Origin of the sequence: Streptomyces lycii (genome assembly GCF_009735685.1) — a bacterium.
Classification (GTDB): domain Bacteria; phylum Actinomycetota; class Actinomycetes; order Streptomycetales; family Streptomycetaceae; genus Streptomyces; species Streptomyces lycii.
This window is the reverse complement of sequence record NZ_WHPN01000031.1, coordinates 1-5,764: the sequence shown is the minus strand read 5'-3', so window position 1 is coordinate 5,764 and position 5,764 is coordinate 1. Positions and strand designations below refer to the sequence as shown.

3 protein-coding genes and 1 pseudogene are annotated in these 5,764 nt (G+C 76.5%); all 4 read left to right on the top strand.

All coding sequences use genetic code 11. The annotated features are described in order from the left end of the window. The first annotated feature begins 26 nt into the window (after nt 1–26). Nucleotides 27–1,874, top strand: coding sequence for a glutamine--fructose-6-phosphate transaminase (isomerizing) (gene glmS / locus GCU69_RS01510; protein WP_098753543.1), 1,848 nt, complete (start codon nt 27–29; stop codon nt 1,872–1,874). Then, nucleotides 1,871–2,239 (top strand): holo-ACP synthase, encoded by a 369-nt coding sequence (locus GCU69_RS01505; protein WP_098753544.1) that lies wholly within the window; start codon nt 1,871–1,873, stop codon nt 2,237–2,239. Before glmS ends, GCU69_RS01505 begins: the two co-directional genes overlap by 4 nt. 408 nt (nt 2,240–2,647) lie before the next feature. After that, nucleotides 2,648–4,477: an NAD(P)H-hydrate dehydratase gene (locus GCU69_RS32405; RefSeq protein ID WP_170315754.1), complete on the top strand. Its 1,830-nt coding sequence runs from the start codon at nt 2,648–2,650 to the stop codon at nt 4,475–4,477. A 672-nt stretch (nt 4,478–5,149) separates the two neighbouring features. After that, a pseudogene (locus GCU69_RS33130) lies at nt 5,150–5,764 on the top strand (hypothetical protein); the annotation flags it as partial.

The window sequence follows — 5,764 nt, the reverse complement described above, 5'->3', positions numbered from 1 at the left end:
CGGGGCGGGGTCGTAGGCTGCTGCCCATGTGCGGAATCGTTGGGTATGTGGGAGGGCAGTCCGCCCTCGACGTCGTCATCGCCGGTCTGAAGCGCCTGGAGTACCGGGGGTACGACTCCGCCGGCGTCGCCGTGCTCGCCGACGGCGGGCTGGCCGCGGCCAAGAAGGCCGGCAAGCTCGCGAACCTGGAGAAGGAGCTGGCCGACCGGCCGCTCCCGTCCGGCAGCACCGGCATCGGCCACACCCGGTGGGCCACCCACGGCGCCCCCACCGACGCCAACGCCCATCCGCACCTCGACAACGCCGGCCGCGTCAGCGTCGTGCACAACGGCATCATCGAGAACTTCGCCGGGCTGCGGGCCGAACTGACCGACCGCGGCCACGAGTTGCTCTCGGAGACCGACACCGAGGTCGTCTCGCACCTGCTCGCCGAGGAGTTCTCCTCCTGCGGCGACCTGGCCGAATCCATGCGGCACGTCTGCCGCCGGCTGGAGGGCGCGTTCACGCTGGTCGCCGTACACGCCGACGAGCCGGACGTCGTCGTCGGCGCGCGCCGCAACTCCCCGCTCGTCGTCGGCGTCGGCGACGGCGAGTCCTTCCTCGCCTCCGATGTCGCCGCCTTCATCGCGCACACCCGCGAGGCCGTCGAGCTGGGCCAGGACCAGGTCGTGGAGCTGCGCCGGGAGGGCGTCACCGTCACCGACTTCGACGGCCGCCCGGCGGACGTCCGCGAGTACCACGTCGACTGGGACGCGTCCGCCGCCGAGAAGGACGGCTACGACTACTTCATGCTCAAGGAGATCGCCGAGCAGCCGAAGGCCGTCGCCGACACGCTGCTCGGCCGGATCGACGCGTCCGGGACCCTCTCCCTGGACGAGGTCCGCATCCCGGCGTCCGTGCTGCGCGAGGTCAACAAGATCGTCATCGTGGCCTGCGGCACCGCCTTCCACGCCGGGATGATCGCCAAATACGCCATCGAGCACTGGACCCGCATCCCCTGCGAGACCGAGCTGGCCAGCGAGTTCCGCTACCGCGACCCGATCCTCGACGAGCGCACCCTCGTCGTCGCCATCAGCCAGTCCGGGGAGACCATGGACACCCTGATGGCGCTGCGGCACGCCCGTGAGCAGGGCGCGCGGGTGCTCGCGATCTGCAACACCAACGGCTCGACCATCCCGCGCGAGTCCGACGCCGTGCTCTACACGCACGCCGGGCCCGAGGTCGCCGTCGCCTCCACCAAGGCCTTCCTGACCCAGCTCGTCGCCTGCTATCTGGTCGCGCTGTACCTCGGGCAGGTGCGCGGCACCAAGTGGGGCGACGAGATCGGTTCGGTGGTCCGCGAGCTGTCGGAGATCGCCGTCCAGGTGGAGCAGGTGCTCGGCACCATGGAGCCGGTACGGGAGCTGGCGCGGAGCCTCGCGGACAAGAACACCGTGCTCTTCCTCGGCCGGCACGTCGGCTACCCGGTCGCGATGGAGGGCGCCCTCAAGCTCAAGGAGCTGGCGTACATGCACGCCGAGGGGTTCGCGGCGGGCGAGCTGAAGCACGGGCCGATCGCACTGATCGAGCAGGACCTGCCGGTCGTGGTCGTGGTGCCCTCGCCGCGCGGGCGGTCCGTCCTGCACGACAAGATCGTGTCCAACATCCAGGAGATCCGGGCCCGCGGCGCGCGCACCATCGTCATCGCCGAGGAGGGCGACGAGACGGTCGTCCCGTACGCCGACCACCTCGTCCGGATCCCGGCCACGCCGACGCTGCTCCAGCCGCTGGTGGCGACCGTGCCGCTCCAGGTCTTCGCCTGCGAGCTGGCGACCGCCCGCGGCAACGAGGTCGACCAGCCGCGGAACCTGGCCAAGTCGGTGACCGTCGAGTGATCGTCGGCGTCGGGATCGACGTCGCGGAGATCGACCGCTTCGCCGCGTCGCTGGAGCGGACGCCGGGCCTCGCGGACCGGCTGTTCCTCCCCGACGAGCTGACGCTGCCCAGCGGCGAGCGGCGCGGCGTGGCCTCCCTCGCGGCCCGCTTCGCCGCCAAGGAGGCCCTCGCCAAGGCCCTGGGCGCGCCGGGCGGTCTGCGCTGGACGGACGCGGAGGTGCACACCGAGCCGAGCGGCCGCCCCCGGCTGCGGGTCACGGGCACGGTCGCGGCGCGGGCCGCCGAACTGGGCGTCCGGGGCTGGCACGTGTCGCTCAGCCATGACGCGGGGGTCGCGTCGGCGGTGGTCATAGCCGAGGGCTGAGCCCGGCACGGGGTGTGCCGGGCGGGGGAGGGCGTCCGGGTCCGGGATCCGGGCCGGGCGGAGCCGGGACCGGCCGGCCGGGCCGGGGGCTCCGCGTGGGCCAGGGACTCGCGTAGACCGGGGACTCGCGTAGGTCGAGGGCTTCGCGTGGGCCGGGGCTCTGCGCAGCCCGGGGGGGCTCCGCGGGTCGCATCGCTTCCGTGCGGCTTCGGGGCGGGGCGGGCTGGGGGCTCCGCATGGGCCGGGGGTTCTGCGTAGGCCGGGGACTCGCGTAGGCCGAGAGCTTCGTGCAGGACGGGGCTCCGCGTAGGCCGGGGGCTCCGCGGGTTGCACCGCTTCCGTGCGGCTTCGAGGCGGGGCGGCGGAGGCGGGGCGGCGGAGCCCGCTCCGGGCCGGGACACTGGGGGCATGAGGACTGCGTACAGCGTCGAGACCGTACGAACCGCCGAGCACGAACTCATGTCCCGTCTCCCGGAGGGCGCGCTCATGCAGCGTGCCGCCTCCGGTCTCGCCACCGCCTGCGCCGCCCTGCTGCGGCCCGGCCGCGGGCTCTACGGCGCCCGGATCGCGCTGCTGGTCGGCAGCGGCTCCAACGGCGGTGACGCGCTGTACGCCGGTGCCCGGCTGGCCCGGCGCGGGGCGGGCGTGACCGCCGTACTGCTGGCCCCGGACCGGACGCATCCCGGCGGACTGGCCGCCGCGCGGGCGGCGGGCGTACGGATCGTGGAGCCGGAGCCGGAGCCGGAGCCGGAGCGGGAGCGCGGGGCGGAGCCCCCGGAGTGGGAGCGGGAGCGCGGGACGGAGCCCCCGGAGTGGGAGCCGGGGCCGAGGACGGCCACGGAGCGGGAGACGGCCCCGGCCCGGGACCCGGACCCGGGGACGCAGACGGACGGGTGGCGCGGCGCCGGAGACGGTGCCGGGGACGGAAAGGGCACCGGGACCGGGACCGGGACCGGGCCCGGGATCCGGACCGGGGACGGCACCGGGACCGGGGGCGGGTCAGGGGGCGGCTCAGCTTCCGGTGCCGCGGCGGATGCCGGGGCCGGTGCCGGGGATGGTGCCGGTACCGGTGCCGGGGACGCCGCCGTCGCGGCCGTGCGGCGGGCTCATCTCGTCGTGGACGGGATCGTCGGCATCGGTGGCCGCGGCGGACTCCGCCCCGCCGCCGCGCGGCTCGCCGAAGCCGCCCGCGCGTCGGACGCCGTGGTCGTGGCCGTCGACCTGCCCAGCGGTGTCGACGCCGACAGCGGGGAGACCGCGGGTGCGGCCGTGCGCGCCGACGCGACGGTCACCTTCGGTTGCTACAAGCCCGGCCTGCTCGTCGATCCGGCGGCCGGGTGCACCGGGGCGGTGCGGCTCGTGGACATCGGGCTCGGCCCGTATCTTCCGGAGCGCCCGGCGCTGGAGGCGTTGCAGCATGCGGACGTGGCGGCGCTGCTGCCCGTACCGGCGCCGGAGAGCGACAAGTACCGGCGCGGCGTCGTCGGTGTCGTCGCGGGTTCGGCGCGCTACCCGGGGGCGGCGGTGCTCGCGGTGGCGGGCGCGCTGCGCGGTGGCGCGGGCGCCGTGCGGTACGTCGGCCCGGCGGGGGACGCGGTCGTCACCCGCTTCCCGGAGACGCTCGTGCACGCGGGTCCACCGTCGGACGCCGGGCGGGTGCAGGCGTGGGTCATCGGCCCCGGGCTCGGGGACGGTACGGAGGCGCGCCGGGCGATGGAGGACGTGCTCGGGTCGGACGTACCGCTGCTGGTGGACGCGGACGGGCTGCGGCTGCTGGACCGGGAGCTGGTCCGGCGGCGGGAGGCACCGACCGTGCTCACGCCGCACGCGGGGGAGGCGGCGGCGCTGCTGGGCGTGGCGCGCGAGGAGGTGGAGGCGTCACGGCTGGCGTCGGTGCGCCGGCTCGCGGCGGAGTTCGGGGCGACGGTGCTGCTCAAGGGGTCGACGACGCTGGTGGCCCCGGCCGGGGGGAAGGGTGGCCGCGGCGGGGACCCGGCCGTACGGGTCAATCCGACCGGGACGGGGTGGCTCGCGACGGCCGGTACCGGCGACGTGCTGTCGGGGGTCACGGGATCGCTGCTGGCCGCCGGGTTGGAGGCGCGGGACGCGGCGTCGGCCGGCGCGTATCTGCACGGCTTGGCGGGCCGGTTGGCGGCGGGGCGCGAGGGGGCGCCGATCGGGGCGTCGGACGTGGCGTCGGCACTGGACGCCGCCTGGCGGGACATCCGCCGGGGGTGACGGCGCCCGGGGGCGGGGGCAGCGCCCGGTCGGGACGTGGCGGGCCGGGGCGCGGTCGGCCGGTTTGTGGTGGGTCGGGGACAGGCCCGGTCGGGGCGCGGTCGGCCGGGGCCAGGCCCGGTCGGGGCACGGCGGGTTCAAGGCGCGCCCAGGCGGGACGCGGTGGGTCCGGGCACGGTCGGCCGGTTCGGGGTGGGTGCGGGCACGGTCGGCGGTTCGGGCGGGTCCCGTCGGGGGCCGGTTCCGACTTCGGTCCGGTACCGGCCTGCTGTCGGCCCGTTTCCGGTCCGGGGCCGACCTGGTTCCGGCCTGGTTCCGGTCCGGGGCCGACCTGGTTCCGGCCTGGTTCCGGTCCGGCGCCGACCTGCTCCCGGTTCCGGTCCGGGGCTCGGCTCGCTTTCGGTCCGGATCCGGTCCGGGCTCGGCTCGTTTCCGTTTCCGTTTCCGGTTCCGGTCCCGGTCGGGTCGCTTCCGGTCCGGTCCGCACCGTACGCGGCCGGGTTGCGCCGGGCGGGTGGCGCGGGCGCGGCGAGTGGGTGGAAAACCGGGCCCTGCGGTGTGTCGCGCGACGCCGGCGGGATCCGTAACCCCGTTCTTCGACACGTCCAGCGGGCCCGGCCGGGTGCCGCGGCCCCGGAGCGAAAGGGACGGGAACCGGTTATGGGTCCTGCGGTGCGGAAGAGAGGACGGTGGGCCGTCGTCGCCGCCGTGGTGCTGCCGCTGCTTGCGGGCGGGGGTGGCGCGGTGGCGGCGGTGCCGGGTGCCGCGGCGGGGGCGGGCGGCCCCGTGCGGGCCGTCGGCGGCCCGGGGCCGGACCGGCCGGGAGGCGGCGAGCCGGGACGGCTGGAGCCCGGGGGCACCCTGGTCGGACCGCACACCGTGGACGGGCACAAGACCGCGGGCCGTCCGGTGAACCGCCCGGGCCCGTGGGGGAACTGGAACACGACCGGGCCGGTTCCCGGCACGGCGACGGGCCGCGACCCGGGAACGGGCACCGGGAGCGGGAGCGGCACGGGGACGGATACGGGCGCCGGGACCGGCACGGCAACGGGCACGGGACCGACCGGCACGGGACCGACCGGCACGGGACCGACCGGCACGGGACCGATCGGCACGGGAGCGGGCACGGGAGCGGGCACGGGAGCGGAAGCCGGGCCCGTCACCGGCACCAGCACCGGCACCGGACCCGTCACCGGCATCCCACCCGGACCCGGCATCCGCCCCGAGGCCCGTACCCGCCCCGGCACCGGCGCCGTGGCTCCCGTGCCCCTGGAGGATCTCGTTCCG